Annotated in this window: 1 protein-coding gene; it reads left to right on the forward strand. The window is 51.2% G+C overall.

The genetic code is table 11. The features are described 5' to 3' along the window. On the forward strand, nt 1-260 hold a 260-nt coding region (locus FDX19_RS17400; protein ID WP_137383678.1), incomplete at both ends, for a DUF2931 family protein.

Raw genomic sequence — 260 nt, forward strand, 5'->3', positions numbered from 1 at the left:
GAGCAGTGGGGAAAGACGCTGCCTTACGATAACTGGAATTTCAGTTTTATATACCCGAAAAATCTGCCGGCACTGGTAACGATGGTGTACCTGGAGGACGGGGATATCCGTGAGAATATCTTCCGCCGGTTAGATCCTATGGACACCAGTGATCTGAGTATCGGGCGCTGGCATAATTTGATGGGGGGATATGGCGGTTATTTTAACCGGGGGAAAGCACTGCCGGTACGAATGACGGTGTGCTGGGACTCGGTTATCGA

It is taken from the genome of Citrobacter sp. wls619, assembly GCF_005281345.1.
In the GTDB taxonomy this organism is placed as follows: domain Bacteria; phylum Pseudomonadota; class Gammaproteobacteria; order Enterobacterales; family Enterobacteriaceae; genus Citrobacter.